This window comes from Chryseobacterium sp. SG20098 (genome assembly GCF_031844745.1).
Lineage (GTDB): Bacteria > Bacteroidota > Bacteroidia > Flavobacteriales > Weeksellaceae > Chryseobacterium > Chryseobacterium cucumeris.
In genome coordinates this window covers 3556709-3575975 of record NZ_CP134622.1, presented here as the reverse complement: position 1 = coordinate 3575975, position 19267 = coordinate 3556709, and the positions used below count along the sequence as shown (strand labels likewise).

At 38.3% G+C, this 19267-nt stretch carries 13 protein-coding genes; 3 read left to right on the top strand and 10 right to left on the bottom strand.

The features are described 5' to 3' along the window. Position 1: 1 nt before the first annotated feature. From RHP76_RS16370 to RHP76_RS16325, 10 genes are all read right to left on the bottom strand, one after another. Positions 2-2410, bottom strand: a complete 2409-nt coding sequence (locus RHP76_RS16370; RefSeq protein WP_311228600.1) for an endo-beta-N-acetylglucosaminidase H — start codon at positions 2408-2410, stop codon at positions 2-4. A gap of 58 nt (positions 2411-2468) precedes the next feature. Further along, entirely contained in the window at positions 2469-4619 is a 2151-nt protein-coding gene (locus tag RHP76_RS16365; RefSeq protein ID WP_311228599.1) for an endo-beta-N-acetylglucosaminidase H, read from the bottom strand. 109 nt (positions 4620-4728) lie between these two features. After that, positions 4729-6156: a glycoside hydrolase family 125 protein gene (locus RHP76_RS16360; RefSeq protein WP_311228598.1), complete on the bottom strand. Its 1428-nt coding sequence runs from the start codon at positions 6154-6156 to the stop codon at positions 4729-4731. A 31-nt stretch (positions 6157-6187) separates the two neighbouring features. Next, positions 6188-8419: a GH92 family glycosyl hydrolase gene (locus RHP76_RS16355; protein WP_120232650.1), complete on the bottom strand. Its 2232-nt coding sequence runs from the start codon at positions 8417-8419 to the stop codon at positions 6188-6190. A 128-nt stretch (positions 8420-8547) separates the two neighbouring features. Next, positions 8548-9519: a glycoside hydrolase family 130 protein gene (locus RHP76_RS16350; RefSeq protein WP_047376309.1), complete on the bottom strand. Its 972-nt coding sequence runs from the start codon at positions 9517-9519 to the stop codon at positions 8548-8550. Positions 9520-9550: 31 nt separating this feature from the next. Beyond that, the gene (locus tag RHP76_RS16345; RefSeq protein WP_120232474.1) at positions 9551-10852 is read right to left on the bottom strand and encodes an MFS transporter; all 1302 of its coding nucleotides are present in this window, start codon (positions 10850-10852) and stop codon (positions 9551-9553) included. Positions 10853-11025: 173 nt separating this feature from the next. Then, positions 11026-12651 (bottom strand): SusD/RagB family nutrient-binding outer membrane lipoprotein, encoded by a 1626-nt coding sequence (locus RHP76_RS16340; protein ID WP_311228597.1) that lies wholly within the window; start codon positions 12649-12651, stop codon positions 11026-11028. A gap of 17 nt (positions 12652-12668) precedes the next feature. Further along, on the bottom strand, positions 12669-15398 hold the full coding sequence (locus RHP76_RS16335; protein WP_311228596.1) for a SusC/RagA family TonB-linked outer membrane protein: 2730 nt from the start codon (positions 15396-15398) through the stop codon (positions 12669-12671). Further along, complete coding sequence (locus tag RHP76_RS16330; protein ID WP_311228595.1) at positions 15371-15634, bottom strand: hypothetical protein; 264 nt, start codon at positions 15632-15634, stop codon at positions 15371-15373. Before RHP76_RS16330 ends, RHP76_RS16335 begins: the two co-directional genes overlap by 28 nt. A gap of 387 nt (positions 15635-16021) precedes the next feature. Then, entirely contained in the window at positions 16022-16900 is an 879-nt protein-coding gene (locus tag RHP76_RS16325; protein ID WP_311228594.1) for an AraC family transcriptional regulator, read from the bottom strand. Positions 16901-17101: 201 nt separating this feature from the next. Between RHP76_RS16325 and RHP76_RS16320 the strand changes: the two genes are divergently transcribed. The 3 genes from RHP76_RS16320 to RHP76_RS16310 all read left to right on the top strand — a co-directional run bounded on the left by RHP76_RS16320 (position 17102) and on the right by RHP76_RS16310 (position 19261). After that, complete coding sequence (locus RHP76_RS16320) at positions 17102-17968, top strand: helix-turn-helix domain-containing protein (protein WP_311228593.1); 867 nt, start codon at positions 17102-17104, stop codon at positions 17966-17968. 89 nt (positions 17969-18057) lie between these two features. Then, positions 18058-18477, top strand: a complete 420-nt coding sequence (locus RHP76_RS16315; RefSeq protein WP_002982623.1) for an OsmC family protein — start codon at positions 18058-18060, stop codon at positions 18475-18477. Between the two features lie 178 nt (positions 18478-18655). Next, entirely contained in the window at positions 18656-19261 is a 606-nt protein-coding gene (locus RHP76_RS16310; RefSeq protein WP_311228592.1) for a TetR/AcrR family transcriptional regulator, read from the top strand. The last annotated feature ends 6 nt before the right edge of the window (positions 19262-19267 follow it).

Below are 19267 nucleotides of genomic sequence, written 5' to 3'. Positions count from 1 at the left end.
TTTACTTCACAATAATTTTACCGGTTGATATTACTTTACTGTTCGCAGATGTAATCTTGTAAATATAAGTACCACTGATTAAATCCTGCGTATTGACTGCGTTATTATTTTGATTAATATTCTGTTTTTTGATCAATTTTCCTGAAGCATCATACAATGCCACTTCACTTGCAGAGTTGTCACTGATAGCAAAGTGAAGATCATTTCCTCGTTTCACAGGGTTCGGATAGACTGCGCTGTTGTCTTTCACAGATTCAACATCTTTCACTGCAAGATTAGAAGCACAGGCAACATCTGTTCTCCAGTTGGCATCTGTCATATTGATCAGGGTTGCAAAATGAGTGTTGGCCGTAGCATCCAAAGCTCCCATTCCACTTCCTTCATCCATTTTCCAGTTCGCTTCAAGACCTGTAGAATTGGCAGGAACATTACAGCTGTTACTTAAAATTTCCTGTGGTGTTAATGCCTTTTTCCAAACTCTGAATTCATCAAGAAAGCCATTGAGTGTACGGGAATTGTCATAGTTTCTTCCCAGATAAAGAATTCCGTTTGCCGTAAAGTTACCCGTTACTGCAAAAGTAGCATCAAGATTACCATTGACATAAATTTTCATGGCTGTTCCATCATAAGTAGCTGCTATATGATACCATGTATTGGTGTTGAATGAAGTATTCGTATTCAATTTCACCTGTGACGAACCAAAACTTAATATAAACTGCAGCTTATTATTCGCAAGGTTTCCGTCTCCGAAACGAAGCATCGCCGAGTTATTATCTCCTACTTCAACGCCCATTACCGATGAGATGTAAGGGAAAGCAGATTTAAATGAGTTTACTTTTACCCAACCTTCAAAGGTCACCGCGTTTCCACTCAGGTTAAATTGTCCTGCGTTAAGATAATGCGTGCTTCCGTTGAAAGCAAGAGATCTTGCACCCGGACTTGTAACCGGAGCAAAACCACTGTTGAATGATCCTTCTCCTGAATAAGTACTTGTAGTTCCTCCTGTACATGAAGCCTGTACTTTCCATACATAACTTGTATTAGGTGTCAGGTTTTGTAATGAATAGGAATTGGTTGTAATATTTGGAATTTCAGTCCAGGTTGTGGCACCAGCAGTTTTATACTGTAATGTATATGACGTTGCATTTCCGGCATCCCATGATAGCTGAGCCGTATTACCAAGGAAACTTCCGGAAGTCAATCCTGATGGCGTAGTGCAGCCACTTCCGGAGTTAAACCTTGGTGCAAAAATATAAGTACTTGTTAATGTCGGTGAGCAGTTAGACTGGATTCTCCAATCGTAATTGGTATTCAGGGTAAGGTTGCTGATGACAATATTATTTCCTGAATAATTGTTGGCAACGTTTGTCCATACCGTTGAATTAGCTGGTTTATAATCAATATTGTAAGACTGAGAAGCATTGGAAGTCCAGTTCAGTTGGGCTGAAGTTCCTGTCACGTTGGAGACATCAAGTCCCAATGGCGGATCACAAGCCTGTCCCTGTGACCATGAATACAACTGACCACTTAAGAGTGTATTTTCATTATAAAGAATATTGGATCCTGTACTCAGGTAGCTGGCTACATTGGTTCCCGGCAGGTCGTACCACATAAACACACCGTATTGATCATTCTTTGTACTGGTTGCTAGGCTTGCCAGTGTAGTGGCAGAAGTTGAACTTGGATTCGAGTTTTGTATCCAGGTGGCCGCTGCAGAGATTTTAGATTTATCAAGAGGTGGAACAACAGGCGCATTGTACGTACTGTACATGGCGTTCCAGGTGTAATTGATATAATTTCCTGCTAAATCTCCATTATACGTTTGTCTGGTTGTAGCCGGACCGTAGTAGTAGAATGTAATCAGTTTATCCGGCATTGCAGCTTTAAGCTCCTGTAATAACATAACAAAAGAACTGTTATTAGGCTGTCCTGTTCCGTTATTTCCGTATCCTGCGTATTCATCATCAAGGTCTACTCCATCCAGACCGTAGGTGTAAACGGTATGAGCAACCTGCAAGGCGAAATCTTTAGCCGCTTCACGGTTAGGGAAATTGGAAATTCCAGCTCCCTGGTGGTTTCCTAAAAGATCCAGCAATACTTTTATTCCTTTTTGCTGTAAAGGTTTTACGTAGGTATTGACATCATTCAGAACTTTGGTAACGTTGTTATTATTTGAGATATAAGCACGGTTTTTAGAAACATCATAGTTGATATTCGCTGCAAAAATAATAGCAACATCAAAAAGCTGTCTGTTGGTATTCTGCAGAGTATACGAGCCTGCATTCAGCATATTGTTGTTGTTCACTTCCACATAACAGACTCCCAAAGGATTAAGCTGCTGTGCCTTGAGTGCCGGAGCTAATTGAAGCATCAAGGCCATTAAGGGAATAAAAAAGGATTTTTTTCTCATAGTATATCAATTTTGTAGTAGAAAAAATCATTGGGCCGAAGCCCAATGACGGGAGTTATTATTTTACAATTAGTTTTTCGGATTGTTTCAGGCTTCCATCATGAGATTCAAACTGAACAATGTAGTTTCCTGCCGGAATTCTGCTCAATTCATATTGATTATCTTCTGAGTTCAGTGATTTTGTGTCTACGATTCTTCCGTTAAAATCATAAATTGTCAATTTTCCTTTGCTGTATTCATCAGGAACAGAAACTGTCAGTAATGAAGATTTGCTTGCCGGATTAGGATATAATTTGATTTGATTTTTAATGCTTGTCTCTCCGACATTGACCGCCTTTTGCCCTGCAGTTCTTGCTAATGCTGAACTTCCTGTTGTACATGGCACATCTGTTCCCCAGTTAGAAGAATCAACTCCCGTTAACGTTAAAGTCACACCATTTCCTGAAGTATCCTGAACTGTAGAACCACTTCCTTCGTTAAACTTCCAATACGCAGCCAGTGAAGTTGCCGGAACGGATACATTACACATATTCTGACTGATTTCGGTTTGGCTCAATGCGCGCTTCCAAACTCTTACTTCATCTATTTTACCATTGAAATTTCTGGAAGTATTATATAAATATCCTACGTTGAATGCACCAGTTGAATTCACACTTCCTGTTTGTGCTTTAGTGGCATCCAGAACACCGTTGATATAAATTTTCATATTGGATCCATCGTAAGTAGCTGCTACATGATACCAGGTATTGGCATTCAAAGCAGTAGCAGAAGCCAGTTTTTGCTGTACATTATTAATACTTACCACAAACTGGAGTTTATTATTCGCCAGACTGGCATCTCCTAATCGTAAGAATGCAGAATTGCTGTCGCTTACTTCTGTTCCCATGATAGAAGAAATATATGGTGATGCAGATTTGAATGATGAAGGTTTTATCCATCCTTCAAAAGATAGTGCAGACCCACTTAGATTCATACTTCCGGCAGCTCCTGATTCAGTACTTCCATCAAAAGACAGAGCATAGGATCCTGTAGGAGTTGTTCCTGAAGTGCTTGTAAATCTTGGAGCAAACATATAGGCGCTTTTCACACTGCAGTTGGTTCTGATTCTCCAATCATATTCAGTATTGGCTGTTAATCCGGAAATGGTTACGGAAGTGGAGCTCTTTGCTGTTACTGCATTCGTCCATGTTGTTGAAGAAGCTGGTTTATAATCGACATCATAGGTATTGGTTCCTACGGCAGACCAGTTCAGTTTAGCGCTTGTTCCTGTAAGATTGCTTGTATACAATCCGATAGGGGCATCACAATTGGTCCCTTGTGTCCAGGATTGTAAAGTTCCGCTTAAAACAGTTGGTTCTCCATATAATGTCTGAGTTCCTGCTGAAAGCTGTGCCGTTTCATTCGTTCCATGTAAATCATACCACATGAATACGCCGTACCCTCCATTTTTAGTTTGGGTAGCCAGGCTGGTGGTGGTAGAATTGGAAGTATTTCCCATCCATACGGCAGCAGGAGAGATTTGTGCTTTGGTAAGAGGTGGTACATTTGGAGCAGAAAATGTTCCGTACATGGCATTCCAGCTGTAATTGACATTATCTCCTACTCTGGCTCCGTTCCAGGAAAGTCTTGAAGCAGCAGGGCCGTAGTAATAGAATGAAATAATCTTATTCGGCAATAAAGCTCTAAGCTCCTGAACAAGCATTACAAAAGAGCTGTCATTAGGCTGTCCTGTTCCGTTATTTCCGTATTCAGAATATTCATCATCAAAATCAATTCCATCAAGACCGTAGGTATTCACTGTATTGGCAAGCTGCAGAGCAAAGTCTTTTGCGGCTTCACGGGTAGGAAAATTACAGATCCCGGCCCCTTGGTGATTCCCTAAAATAGTCAGTACTACTTTCATTCCCTTTTGCTGAAGTGGCTTTATGTAAGTATCTGCATTAGTAAGAACCTTGGTCACGTTATTATTGGAATACAGATATGCTCTACCACGGCTGGTATCATAATTAATATTGGCCGCAAAAATATTCACCACATTAAACAGGTAGCTGTTCGATGTCTGCAGTTTGTACGCTCCCGCATTCAGGAGGTTGTTATTATTCACTTCCACATAGCATATTCCGGTAGGATTAAGCTGTTGTGCGTTAATCAGAGAACCAGACTGAAGCATCATGGCAATCAGTGCGGTAAAGATGGATTTTTTTTTCATTGTATAATTTTTTTAAGGTGTTTTGGTGTCTGAATTTTATATAGCAATCCCCTTATTCCTTCTTTTTCGGGAAGGAATCAATGATAAAAAAGCCATATAAAAGGGTGTGCTATGTCAGTAGCTCTGGGTTTTCGTTAAAGGTTTTCCATAACAATTCTCCAAATAAGGTATTGGCCCATGCAAACCATTCTCTGGTGAACTTTTTAGAGTCGTCTTTATGGAAGGATTCATGCATAAAGCCAGTTCCTCCATGCGTTTTCTGTAAGGTATCTATGCACCATCTGATCTCACTTTTGTCTTTGGTAGTGAGTGCCTTCATTATGATACTCATTGGCCAGATCATGTCAAGTCCGATATGCGGACCTCCTATTCCTTCTGCCAGCTTACCTTTGAAGAAGAACGGGTTGTTTTCTGACCACACAAATTTTCTTGTATTCAAATACACAGGGTCATCAGCTTTCACCGCATCCAGATAAGGCAGTCCCAGCAAGCTTGGACAGTTCGCATCATCCATCAGGTTATAGCTTCCAAAGCCATTTACTTCAAAAGCATATATTTTTCCAAATTCAGGATGATTGTAAATTCCATATTTTTTGATGGCTGTTTCTACCTCATCAGCAAGGCTGTTCAATTGTTGAGCCAACGTTTTTTCATTTTTAATCTGAGCAACCATTTCCGCAGCCTGGCGTAAGCTTACCACCGCAAATAAGTTGGAAGGGATCAGGAATCCGTAGATGGTAGCATCATCACTTGGACGGAACATAGAGCTGATCAATCCTACAGGTTTCGTTGGATAACCATATCCCCCCATAGGAACTCCGTCTGTTGCCCAAGCCGTTGTACGCTCGAATTTGTAAGGACCCAGATCATTTTTTCTCTGCTGTTCTGTGAAAGTCTGCAGGGTAAGTTTGATTCCTTTCAGCCAGTTGGCATCAAAAGGTTTTGTATCTCCTGTAGTTTTCCAGAAGTGGTAGGCCAGACGGATAGGATAGCAAAGCGAGTCGATTTCCCATTTTCTTTCATGGGTGCCCGGCTTCATATCGGTGTGGTCATACTCTTTCCATTTACTGATCTTCTGATCATCGTTATAGAAAGCATTCGCATAAGGATCTTTCAGGATGAAAGTAGTCTGTTTATGGATTACTCCTGAGATCAGCTTATGCAGTTTTTCGTCTTTTTTCGAAAACTGCAGATAAGGGAAAACCTGTGCGGAACTGTCACGAAGCCACATGGCATCAATATCCCCGGTGATCACGTAGGTATCCGGTGTTCCTCCGGTTTCCGTATAGTAAACAGTAGTATCCAATGTATTCGGGAAGCAGTTTTCAAAAAGCCAGCTCAGCTCTTTGTTTTTCACTTTCTTTTTAAACGCGGCAATAGCACTTTCTACGGATTCGCTGGTAAAATGTCTTTTATCTTTAGGAACACGGACAACAGGAAAATCGTCCAGCACTAAATTTTTAGCAAAAACATTTTGAGTAAACAGCAATCCGGCTCCTGCCAATGCACTTGTTTTAATAAAATTCCTCCTTTCCATTGATATTTTGTTTCGTTTATTTTTATGAGTCTTATTTTACTGGTTTGCTTCCCATTACGAATCTCAATTCACCACCGTTCATGATATCACTGTGATTCAGCTCCCAGCTTTTGTATTCTTTACCGTTCAGGAACATTTTCTGTACATAGATATTCTTGTCGGATATCTTGTCAGCGATCACGGTAAAAGTTTTTCCATTTTCTAATTTTAATGATGCTTTCGGGAATTGTGGTGCACCGATGGCATAAACAGGTTTCCCCGGTGTCACAGGATAGAATCCTAATGATGAGAAGATATACCATGCTGACATCTGGCCGCAGTCTTCATTATTGACAATTCCGTCTGGTTTCGCCGCGTACATATTGTCGCGGATATATTTTACCATTTTCTGAGTCTTGTAAGGACTTCCTGCATAGTTGTACAGGTATGGAACATGATGACCAGGCTCATCCCCGAATCCTAAAGATCCGATGAATCCTGAGATATCAACATGTTGTTCTCCTTCCATATGAAGTGCTTCTGTGAAGGTTTTATCCAGTTTTTCTTCAAATCCTTTTTTCCCTCCGTACAGATTCATCATTTCATCAATCTGATGAGGAACAAAGAAGTCGTACGCCCAGATGTTTCCGGAAACCCAGTGTGGCTGAAGTTTTTTCCAATCGTTAAGAGTAAAATCTGCTAAGAATTTACCGTCTTTTTGTCTTGGCCAGAAGTGATTATTTTCTTTATTGAAGGTATTCAGGAAGTTCATAGAACGTTTTTTATATACTTCCGATTCTTCTTTTTTACCTAATTTTTCTGCAAGCTGCTGAATACACCAGTCATCATATGAATATTCTAGTGTTGCAGAAACTGAAGCTCCGTTTTCTGATGGAGTATAGCCTAATTTGATATAATCATTAAGACCGCCACCACCATCGCTGCTGCTCATTTTATCTGTTAAAGAAGCATCTTTCATCGCGGCAAATGCTTTTTCTGCATCAATACCCGGAACTCCTTTTGAAATGGCATCCCAGATTACCGAGGCACTGTGATATCCTAACATACAGAAGTTATCATATCCGCAAAGCTCCCAGATTGGCATGTGATCTTTACGATCTGTATATCTGCTGATCAGGGAATTGGCAAATTCTTTTGTATGTTTTTGATCCATAATAGTCAATAATGGATGTGTTGCCCTGAATCCGTCCCAGTAAGAATACGTACTGTAGTTGGTAAACCATTTGGTATTCATGTTTTCCTGAGCGGCAACATAGTCTCCATTCACGTCCATATATAAATTCGGTGCAATGAAGGTATGGTAAACTCCCGTGTAGAAAATTTTTCTCTGGCTCTCTGTACCTCCTGTCACCTGGAATCTTCCTATCAGGTCTCTCCAGGTCTTTTGAGCGGTTTCTTTTGCTTTGGCAAAATCAACATTTGTTGCTTCGGTATCAAAATTTTCCTGTGCATTTTCTGTACTCACCGGAGATAATGATACTTTTACTTCAATACTTTCCTGATCTTCGGTTGAAAATCTTACAAAAGCTTTGGCATCTTTGGCAAGGGCAATTTTTTCATCATTTTTGATTTTTCCGTCAGCATAAACACCGTAAGACTTAAACGGTTTGGAAAACTCCATCACGAAGTAAGCAAATCGTTTACCTCCCCAGCCATTGCTGTAGCAGTATCCTTTGATTTTATTATTGCCTTCCACACTTACTAAAGTATGGTAGATATTTCCGAAGATTTTGTTGGTAGGATCAATAATGATATTAGCTTCACTACTTTTCGGGAAAGTATATTTATGAAATCCGACTCTTGGGGAAGCAGTAAGCTCTGCTTTAATCCCATAGCTGTCCAGCATTACGGAATAATATCCCGGAGACGCTATTTCTTTATCGTGCGTAAATTTTGAACGGTATCCTGTTTCCGGTTTATCTTCTGATCCCGGAACCATTTTAATCTGTCCTACGGTAGGCATTACCAGAATATCTCCAAGGTCTGCCCAACCCGTTCCACTCAAATGGTTATGGCTGAATCCCATGATCGTTTTGCTGCTGTAGTGGTATCCTGAGCACCAGTCCCAGTCGCCGCTTTTCGTATTCTGATCCGGACTCAGCTGTATCATTCCAAATGGCGTGGTTGCCCCAGGAAAAGTATGCCCATGTCCTCCTGTGCCTATGAAAGGATCTACCCAGGATAAAACATCGTTTTTATTTTGCTGGGCACTGGCTACAGAAATCAGGGTGGTAAAAAAGCAGATTAACAGTTCTTTTTTCATGATAAGAGAGGTATCGGAGATTTTTTTGTTTAAAAGTTGGTTTAAAAATAGGAAAACCATTATAAAATTCCCAGTAAAAGGGAAAATTAAGATGATTAACCTATTTTCCTAAACTTTATATTACTGTATTAAATTGAATTCTTTTTCATAAAATCAATGATTTCTGAGATATATCCAAAGGCAATCGCAACTACGGTATCAGCAGCACCGTAATATACTGTTACTTTGTCTCCTTCAGTCAATGCTGCACAAGGGAAAACCACATTGGGTACATCTCCTGTCAGTTCATACAATTCAGCCGGAGCCAATAAATAAGGCTTCGTTCTGTACAACACTTTTGTAGGATCTTCAAGATCAAGCAAAGCAGCTCCCATTGAATATCTGAATCCTCTGCAGGTATTGATCACGCCATGATAGAAAAGCAGCCATCCTTCTTCTGTTTTGATAGGAACCGGCCCTCCTCCGATTTTAGTACACTGCCATGCACTGTCTTCGAAAGGCGTTACTTTCATCACGCAACGGTGTTCACCCCAGTATTTCATATCAGGGCTATAGCTGATATAAATATCTCCGAAAGGTGTATGTCCATTATCACTCGGACGGCTTAGCATGGCATATTTACCATTGATTTTCTCAGGGAATAAAACACCATTTCTGTTGAATGGAAGAAAGGCATTTTCACACTGAAAAAATTCTTTAAAATCAAAAGTATACCCAATTCCGATGGTAGGTCCATTGTATCCGTTGCACCAGGTGATCCAGTAGCGGTCTTCAATAAAAGTTACACGTGGATCGTATTTGTAATCGGATTCAATCATATCCGTATTTCCTGCCTGCATTTCAATAGGGTCATGATTGATATCCCAATTGATTCCGTCTTTACTGAAACCAGCAAAAATATTCATCTGTACTGCCTTGTTGTCGCAACGGAACACTCCGGCAAATCCGTCCTCAAAGGGAATTACGGCACTATTGAATATACTGTTGGATGTTGGTATAGCGTATCTGTTAATGATCGGGTTTTCGGAAAACCTCCACATGATATCATTACAACCTTCCGGGCGATCCTGCCAAGGGATCATTACTGATTGAGCTGTCATAAAGTATTTTTTACTTTTTATTTTTTTATTATTATGAATTGATTTGTTGTTCTTTCTGATTTTCAGGGTAAGGGAAAGGAACGAATACAGTGGCCAAAAATGCAGGAATGGTAGCAATCAGTACCCAGATAAAGAACATTTTGTATCCGATCCAGTCACTGATCATTCCACTGAACATTCCGGGAATCATTACGCCAAGATTCATAATCCCTGTTGCAAATGCGTAATGTGCCGTTTTGTGTTTTCCGGGTGCAATCTGCTGCATCATGTAGAGCATTAGTCCCACAAAACCAAATCCGTAACCGAAATATTCCACTACCACCGCAATTCCTACCGGTAAAAGATCTGCCGGCTGATAATAAGCCAGTAATGCATAGACCACAAATGGAATATTGAATGCACAGCATAGCCATATCAAAGATCTTTTCAATCCGCGGGCTGAGATAAAATACCCTGCCAATACGGACCCCAGGATGAATGCTGCAGAACCATATGTCCCATAAATAAGCCCGATATCGGAAGTAGATAATCCTAATCCTCCTAATGTTCTTGGAGCTTTAAAAAATAAAGGCGCAATTTTGATCGCAAATCCTTCTGCAAAACGGTACAGAATTATAAAGAGGATACACCATAGAATTTTCTTTTTGGTGAAGAAAGAGATTATGACTTCCAATAGTTCCTGACGAACATTTCCGGCAGTCTTTCCATCTTTCCGTTCTTCTTTGTTTTCCTTCGGCAGAATGAAATAGTGGTAAATAGCCAGTACAAAAAAGAGTAATGCATAGATCACCATAATGATCATCCAGGCATGGGTTACGCCTTTTGTCTTTTCTAAAACCCCGGCAAAATAAACGAGTGCTCCACTGCTGATAATCTTCGCCAGGTTGTAAAAAGCACCTTGCCATCCAATATACTTTGCCTGCTCTTTATTGGTCAAAAACCCAATATACGTTCCGTCTGCTACCACATCATGGGTAGCTCCGCAAAATGCAACTATCGCAAAAAGGGCAATGCTGTATTTGAAAAAATCATGCATTGGCAGGCTTAAGGCCACTAATGCAAACAGAATTCCTATCGCAAACTGAGTAAAAACAACGAAGAATTTTTTGGTTTTATAGATCTCCAGAAACGGGCTCCAAAGAGGTTTTAATGTCCAGGAGAACATGATAAGGGCAGTCCAGAAAGTAATCTGCGAGTCCGAAACCCCCATATCTTTATACATGATTCCTGAAACCGCATTAATGGTTACAAAGGGCACTCCCATTGCAAAATATAATGTTGAAATCCAAAGAATCGGCTGAATCCGACGGGTTCCGGAGTTGTTTTTTCCCATATTTAAAATAAGATTCTAAATAAAAGAGAACATCTCAAAAATACATTCAGGCTAAAAAAACGAAACTATAAATTTTTTGGAGATTCTACTCTATTCTCCCGCCTTAATGAATGCATCAAATAAAAATCTGATCTTGAGATGTCTCTTTATTAATGAGTGATTCTGAATATTTTTTATTTCTTATCCCACCAAAGTTTTGTTCCTCCGGTGTCAGGCCCATTAAGCATCTGTGCAGCCTGCTGATAGTTATATAATGATGTTTTTGTATCAATAGTGAAAGGAATTCTTCTGATCATTCCTTCTGTACTGATCGCTCCGCCGCTATCATTTTTTCTTACCTTGAAAAGAACCGGATATCCTGTTCTTCTCTGCTCAGCCCATGCTTCCGGTCCGTTTGGATAAAGGGATAGCCATTTTTGGGTAATAATTCTTTCTAATTTTCTTTCGTTGGTATCACCGTTATTCCATGCAATGGTAATGGTACTTAACTGGGGGTTTCCAACAAGTACTTTATTGTCTGCATTTTTCGGATCAATATAAGGTGCTTCAGTAGAAGTATTATCGGCAAGATAAGCAGCAACATTAGCACTTTTCCCCCATTCTCCGAAAGACTGCTGAACTCCGGTTGTATAGTTGGTTTGAATATCTCCTGCTCCTGCATATCCTCTCAAAGCAGCTTCAGCTCTAAGGAACCATGTTTCTGCAGCGGTGAATAATTTCATTTTACCATCGGTACCGGAAAAATAATCTCCGCTGGCAGATTTTGCCTGTGGCTGCGAGAACCCTCCGTACGTTGATTTACCATTTAATAAATCAATGCCCTGACGTATTCCTATATATTTTCCCTGTAAGCTTGGATCAGATGCAGGAATAGCATATGCCGGAAGTCTTGGGTCATTGTATCCGTTCATATATGCCATCAATGGTGCACCAATTAAACAATCTCCCCATGAATAGATGATAAAACTCAATTCTGACTGTCCTACACTGATCAACGCATTATCTGCATTGTCAGTAATCAATCCTGCAGGTGAAGCTAGTGCTTCTTCTGCATATTGTTTAGATTTTACAGGATCAGCATAGCTCATTCTCATGGCTAACCTCAGCTTTAATGAATTGGCAAATTTTGCCCATTGAGCCATATTTCCGCCATATACTAAATCTGCTTTTTTCAATGCCGATTTATCTTCTACATTCTGTGTTGCTGACATGGCAATTACTTTCTGCAAATCGTTAATAGCTGCAGTAAGATCAGCAATAAAATAGTTGTAGGCTTCCTGTTGAGAATCAAAATCAGTTACTCCATTCGGATTGGGTTTTTCATATTTGCTGTAAACTACAGGGCCATGACTGTCTGAAACTCTTGCGGCTGTAATGACTTTCAAAATCTTTTTTACAGCAAATGTTCCTGTAAAATCTACTCCTTTATAGATTTCCTTAGCCGTATTATCAATAATAAGAGAGTAATTGAAAATATCCTGTTGTCTGGCAATAATTCTGTTATTCCATCCATCCATCATTGAATAGGTTAGATTATTTACCCCTCCGTTAAATGGTGTTGCTGTACTGAACATTCCACTGTACATATCTGCACTAAGGTTAGGGTACAGCTGATAATCTGACTGTAATCCTCTCTGCATGGATTTCATGGGATCAACAACAGCGATGAAATCAGCATAAAAATTTTCAGGACCTCCTGCTTTTTCCTGATTATACTGTTCAAAGTCATTAGTACATCCTGAAGCAGAAAATAACAGTACAGCTCCGAATGCCAATATTTTAATATGATTGATTTTCATTTTCTTAATTGTAAAAGTTAAAAGTTAGCTTTTAATGATAATCCAATAGATCGGGTAACCGGTAATCCGAATGAATCTACCCCTACTCCACCAGGTGTATTTCCTGATACCTGCTCAGGATCAAATGGTGCTTTTTTGTAGAAGAAAAATAAGTTGGTTCCTACTAAGCTTACGGTTGCGTTTCTCATATATTTAGATTGAATATCGAAAGTATATGAAATGGAAGCCTGGCGTAAACGTATTGTTGTAGCACTGTACAGATAGGCTTCATCAATACCTTTTCCAAACCCTTCTGTTGTTCCTACTGCTTTATAGTAATCTTTCGCATTAGTTAAACCCGTGTAAGCCTGTCCCGCATTTGGTGTTCCCGGTGCATATACTGCATTTGGAATAGATACCCCGCCTGCATCTCTTGCATCAGCTGTAGACTGACTAACTCCATAGATATCGTTTGCTTTTTCTGTAAGGGAAAGTACCTTCCCTCCAAATTTACCATCAATAAGGAAAGAGATTCCCAGCTTACCAATGTTAAAGGAGTTATTGAATCCCATAATAAACTTAGGGTTCGGATTACCCAGATAAGAAGGAGTACCTTCTGCTAATGGGATTCCTTTTTCATTCACTAAAATACGTCCCTGATCATCTCTTTTGAACTTAATTCCGTAAAGATCACCAAAAGATCCTCCTAATTTCAGTTTGGTGTATTCCCCTCCACCTGTTAATGAGAAAAGTTGGTTTTCTGATATAGGTAAGCTTGGTGGAAATAATTCAACAATAGTATTTTTGTTAGCCGATGCATTTAATGTAGTTGTCCATCCAAATTTTTCTGAACTGAAGACCTTATATGACAATGAAGATTCAAAACCTGTATTTCGGATTTTTCCTGCGTTGATATAATATGATCCAGGAGCTATTCCTCCGAAATAAGAATCTATTTTTGTTTCTAACAATTGATTACTCGTATTGGAGTTGTAGTAAGTAATATCAAAACTTAATTTATTACTAAACATCCTTAGCTCTGTTCCAACTTCAAAAGTTTTATTAAATTCAGGTTTCGGAAACAGGTCTTTATACTTAGGATCAGTAATGAATGAACTCTTTGGAAACACAAGTGTTCCCGCATCTACGCCAACAGTATATCCTTTATTATATCCAATCATAGCATTGGAAATATTGGTAGGCAACCCTAATCCTACCGTTGCATAAGATCCTCTTACTTTCCAGAAACTAATGACTTCCGGAAGTTTGAAAACAGAAGATAATACAGCATTAGCTCCTACAGATTCATAGTCAAATCCCGTTCTCCCTGTTAAGGCCAGACTGGAATCCCAGTCATTTCTAAAAGTCATATCCACATAAAACATATTTTTATACCCTACTGTAGCACTTGCAAATACAGATTGTACCTGCTTCTTCATATTGGTATAGATATTATGATATCCATCACCAGGGGATCTTTTTTTACCCCATTCAAGATTACTCACAGTGAAAAGGTTAGGGTTTGTCAGATATGCGTTATCAATTTGTCCTATTTTATTTCTTGTTGTATTGATACTTGCTCCTAACGTAAAATCTAAAGAGAAAGACTCACTAATTTTAGGACTACCGATAAGCAAAACGTCCCCATATGTTGAAGAGTTTTCATAGGTATTCTTAAGAATTCTTCCATTAATTCCTTCCTTAACAGCCAGTAAAGTAGGTGCTGAAAAAGCAGCAATATCACGCTGACTGTCTGAAATATTCCAGCTATAATTTCCTCTTACTCTTGCCGTTAACCAGGGATTGATCTGGTAAGATAATGAAAGCGCTCCATAGGTATTTTTATTGCTTACAGTAACCGGATTACGGTTTAAAATCCAATAAGGGTTCTGTGTTGGAGGGTTTCCTTTAAAACTTCCATCGGGATTAACCTCCCACCAGTTTTGAGCAGGTAAAAATCTTTCTTTATTTAAGTAAGTGTAATTATCTGGACCATACTGATCAAAATCTACACCTCTTGGCAACCAGTACAAACTCGTCAAAGGAGAAAAAGATGCTCCGGGAGTCTGTCTGTTCTTACTTTCCTGTAATGAACCGATGAAGTTGGCATCTAATGTTAATTTATCATCCAGAAACTTACTTGAATTTCTGAAAGAAACGTTATACTGATCAAAATAAGACATGGGAACCACTCCTTTGTTGGTGGTATTTCCGATTGAGAAATAACTTGTTGATCTCTCATTTCCTGACTGGAAAGAAAGGCTATTTACCCAAGTTGTTCCTGTCTGAAGGAAGTCTTTAAGATAATCTTTAGAAGATCCTTTTGCGCCCCAGCTTTCTACCGACTGTCCCGGCTGTGATCCCGATACAGAAGGGTCATAAGACAGATAACTGTGCTGTAGTTTTGGAAGACTATAAGCCCTGTCCACTGTAAGGCTGGAGCTGTAAGTAATTGAACTTTTCCCTGCACGTCCTTTTTTAGTCGTAATCAGGATAGCTCCGTTACCTCCGGCAGAACCGTACAATGCAGAAGCAGAAGCTCCTTTCAGGAAGTTGATGCTTTCAATATCATCAGGATTGATGGAGCTCAATACATCCCCCGGATCCGGCATATTGGAATACTGTCCGATATCTGCTGATTTTCCTGTTCCGTTGATAATAGGAATACCATCAATCACATACAGTGGCTGTGCACTGTTGACAGACTTATCTCCTCTCATGACCACCCTTACGGAGCTACCTACACCATTGGTTCTGTTGATCTGCACATTGGAAACTTTCCGTTGATCGAATTTAATAGATTGGGAGTTTTCACTTCTGTAAGCTCATCCCCGCCAATCTGTTGACTGGAATACGTCAAAGAGCGGGCCTGCCTTTTTATCCCCAAAGAGGTGACCACGACCTCCTCAATACTGGTTGTCTTCGTAGTGTCGGCTGCTTTTTTCTCCTGTGCATTCGCAGTAAGTGAAAAAACGAACAGAACGGGTATAACTGCTTTTCTCATAAGGTATAGATTCGTTAGATTTAATTGAGAATCAGTGACATTACTTTATTTTTTAATACAAAAAAAATTATTGTTTTTTCAACAAAATTTTGCCGTTTAAGTATTAAATAATTTAAAGTTTTGTTAAGATTTAATTCACATTCACAAATCTAAATTTTGTTGCCAGTCTGATATAATACTATTTTATCATAAAACGATATTATTTTTTCAGCAATCAAAATTAAAAGCCATTAACACTTTAAATATCAACAAAATACAACACTTCCCGAACAATTAAAAAAAGGGGATTTATTCTGATATTTGGACAAAATAAAAGTAGATTTCTGGACGGAATTACAGGATGTCAGATAAGATATAAAACAGAAAGCTGTACATTTTTAATACATATTATTCAATCTTTTTAACTCCTTTAAATTGTTCTTTAAATTCGGTTGGAGTTGTCTTTTTGATGGATTTAAATACCTTATTGAAGTTCGCAATATTATTAAAACCTGCCTCAAAAGCAATTTCAAAAACAGTAAGATTTTTTTCCATCAACCAGCGCGCAGCATAACTTATTCTAATTTCATTAAGATAATTAACAAAAGTTTTCCCTGTTCTTTTTTTGATAAATCTGTTAAACGTCACATTGCTCATATTCACCAATGATGCTGCATTATCCAGCGTTATTTTGTTCTCAAAATTTTTATGAACAAAATCATGAACAATCTTCATTTTATCATTATCTGCAAAAGACTCAAGCTCAATACTATATGAGGATAAAAGTGTTTTATTATCTGCAACGGCAAGTTCATTCAGAATTTTCATAATTTCTATAAAAGATTCAAAGCTGTTCATCTTTGAAAGATTGAGAAACGAATCTTTTAGTTTCTCAGCCGTTTCGGTAGAAAAAAGAATTCCTCTGATGGAGTCTTTCATCAGATTATTGATAGGTTTCAGGATATTTTTCTCCATCAGTGACTGTTGAAAGAAATCCTGATTAAATTGTATGGTGATTTCGTGGGTTTTTCTGTTCTTACATCTGTAATTTGCCCAACAGTGTGGTAAATTGGGTCCTACCAGCACCAACTCTATATTTCCGATCTCTCCGGTATGGTCTCCGATCATTCTTCGGTAGCCCTTCCCCTTATAAATAAAGTTGATTTCAATTTCCGGATGATAGTGATATGGAAAGTCAAATGAGGCTTTAATCCTGTCAAACACGAGAAAACTATCCTCAGGAGATAGTGGAGTTATTTCTCTCAGAATATTTTCTAATTCGCTCATACAGGCAGTTATGAAAAAAGGTTAATACTTTTAGGTTACAATACAAATCTTTGTAAAAATGATAAAATAATATCAATGTAAAAACATATTTTGAATTTATTTTATTTCAATTTTTTATATCCAACATAAGAAATCATAGGTTAAGTAATTTAATACAGTTCAAATCATGCTTTTTTTTTATCTTTAAACTAAAGTTAAAGTATGCCGCAACAGCTTATTTTTGAAGATCATTATAAAAGACTCGGACTGGAAGTATTTTCAGAAGAAAATCTGGAGAATTTCAACGGAAGTCGATTCTCTTCAGATATTAAAGTATTTTTTATTCCTTCAGGATATGAACTTACAGTAGATTTTAATCATTATAAAACAAAGAAACCTTCACTTTTCTTCCTCACCAACCAACATTTGAGTATCCAAAAAGGCAAAGATGAATCTATTCTTCTTTTCTACAACCGGGATTTTTACTGTATTCAGATCCATGATAAAGAAGTCGCTTGTGACGGCCTTCTCTTTCATAACGTATTTGAAATTCCTTTTGTAGAACTTGATGATTCAGAAACGTCTCTTATAAAAAGTTTGTTTCAAAATATTCAGGATGAACTTGAAGGGAAGGATTCTTCGGCAGAGGAAATGATTAGAACCTATGTAAAACAGATCATCATTAGGGCTACCCGCAAGTGGAAGAAACAAAATCTGGATAATGATACGCTCAAAATACCAGGCAGTGAGCTTCATATTTTCAGAGATTTCAGCAGACATCTGGAAATTCATTTCAGAGAAAAACACAATGTTGCTGATTATGCAGAGCTTCTTCACATCGCTCCGAAAACTTTAACTCATAAATTTAAAAACTTAAAGCTGGAGTCTCCCAACCAGTTTATTATTAACAGAATTTTATTAGAAGCAAAAAGGTTACTTTTTTATACGGATAAACCTGTCAAAGAAATTGCTTATGATCTGGGTTATGAAGATCCCGCCTATTTCAACCGCCTTTTCACGAATAAAACGGGAAGCACACCGGTAAATTTTAAAAAAAATTACATCACGGGAAAAAAGTACAATAGTTAAGTCATTTTATCTATTGAATACTCCCCGCCATAGATATACCTTTGTAACATCAAAATCAAACAACATTACTAAATACAAAAACAAACATTATGAGACGTAACGCAACAGCCGTTTGGAACGGTACCATTAAAGAAGGAAAAGGACATTTAACAACTCAGAGTACAACTTTAAACCAGACTCAATATTCTTTCAACAGCCGTTTTGCGGATGGTGTAGGTACCAACCCTGAAGAATTGCTGGCAGCAGCCCACGCAGGATGTTTCACCATGAAACTGGATGCAGAATTATCTCAGGCAGGCTATAATCCTGAAGAATTAAAGACGACTTCTGTAATTACCCTTGATCCCAATATTGGTAAGATTACAAAATCTGAACTGACTCTTACTGCTAAAGTTCCGGGAATCTCAGAAGAAGAATTCCAGAAATTTGCTAAGATTGCTGAAGAAGGATGCCCTGTAAGTGCAGCATTCAACTTTGAAATCACATTGAATGCTACGTTGGAAAACTAATTTAAGTAATCATTCAATATCAATAGAAACGGGCTTTTAGTCCGTTTTTTAATTTAAAAAGAATCCATTAGCCTCAGCCAAAACTTAAAAGTTAGAATATTACCTGATTAAACTTTTTTAAATAAAATATACCGATTGGTATATTTTTGTATATTTGCATCATATTTAAACATTTATAATGTCGAAGGCAGAAAAAACGAAACAGCATATTATCGAGAAAACAGCAAACCTTTTTAATACCAAGGGTTATATTTCCACATCGCTGTCTGACATTACTCAGGCAACCGGACTGACGAAAGGCAGCATCTATGGAAATTTTGAAAACAAGGATGAAGTAGCCATTGAGGTTTATAAATACAATGCGGGATTACTGGGCAAAACACTTAGCCGCTCTTTTGGTAATGAGTATCCAACTTCATTGGATAAACTGCATGCTTTTGTAGATTTTTACCGGAAAAACTGGAAGTTTGTCTTTGCCAACGGCGGCTGTCCGTTAATGAATGCTGCTACGGAAGCTGACGATTCTTTTCCTGCCTTAAAAGCACAGGTGAAAAGGTCTTTTGAACAATGGATGACAAAAATATCAAATTCCATTGCTGAAGGACAAAGTAAAGGGGAAATTAATAAAAAAGTGAATGCTGAGCAATATGCGTCCTTATTCATCATGCTTATTGAAGGTGGAATTCTACTTTCAAAAACAATGGGTGACCAAAGTTTTCTCAACCACGCTTTAGATAAAGTCAGTCATATGATTGATCATGAACTCAATATTCTTCCATCATAAATAATA